The organism is Roseisolibacter sp. H3M3-2 (assembly GCF_029211165.1).
Classification (GTDB): domain Bacteria; phylum Gemmatimonadota; class Gemmatimonadetes; order Gemmatimonadales; family Gemmatimonadaceae; genus Roseisolibacter.
Genome location: NZ_JARGEK010000800.1, coordinates 1 through 541, shown reverse-complemented (window position 1 = coordinate 541; position 541 = coordinate 1). Strand labels below are relative to the sequence as shown.

1 pseudogene is annotated in these 541 nt (G+C 82.8%); it reads right to left on the bottom strand.

Annotated elements, in window-relative coordinates:
• Window positions 1–541, bottom strand: a pseudogene (locus PYV61_RS26485) (hypothetical protein); the annotation flags it as partial.

The window sequence follows — 541 nt, the reverse complement described above, 5'->3', positions numbered from 1 at the left end:
CCACGAGCCCCGCCGACGGCGCGGCCACCGGCGCGAGGTGCCGCGACTCGCCGCGCGCCAGCCGCGTGACCGCGCGCGGCGCGCCGCCGGCCGCGGGGAGGAGCACCAGCCCGTCGCCGGGGCGCCCGTACGCCTCGGTCAGCAGCGCGTCGTCGCGCCAGGCCACGCGCGCGTAGCGGAAGCCGCGGCCGAGCGCCTGCGGCGTCCCGCCGGCGGTGGGGACGCGCCGCAGCTCGTCGTCGAGCGTGTTGAAGGCGAGCCACCGCCCGTCGGGCGACGGCTGCACGTTCACCGCGCCGTCGGTGCCGGGCACCGGCCGCGCGCGCAGCGAGTCGAGCGGGCGCACGAACACCGCGCGCCGCCCCTCGGGGGTGAGCGCGACGTACACCAGCGCGCCGCCGTCGTCCGCGAGGCGCGGCTCGCTCCCGAACGGCAGCGCGCCGAGCGCCGGGATGTCGAAGCGCGCCGCGCGCGGCGGCGGCGCGGCGGGGCGGGCCGCCGTCCACCCGAGCGCGGCGACCACCAGCGCCCCCGCCGCCGG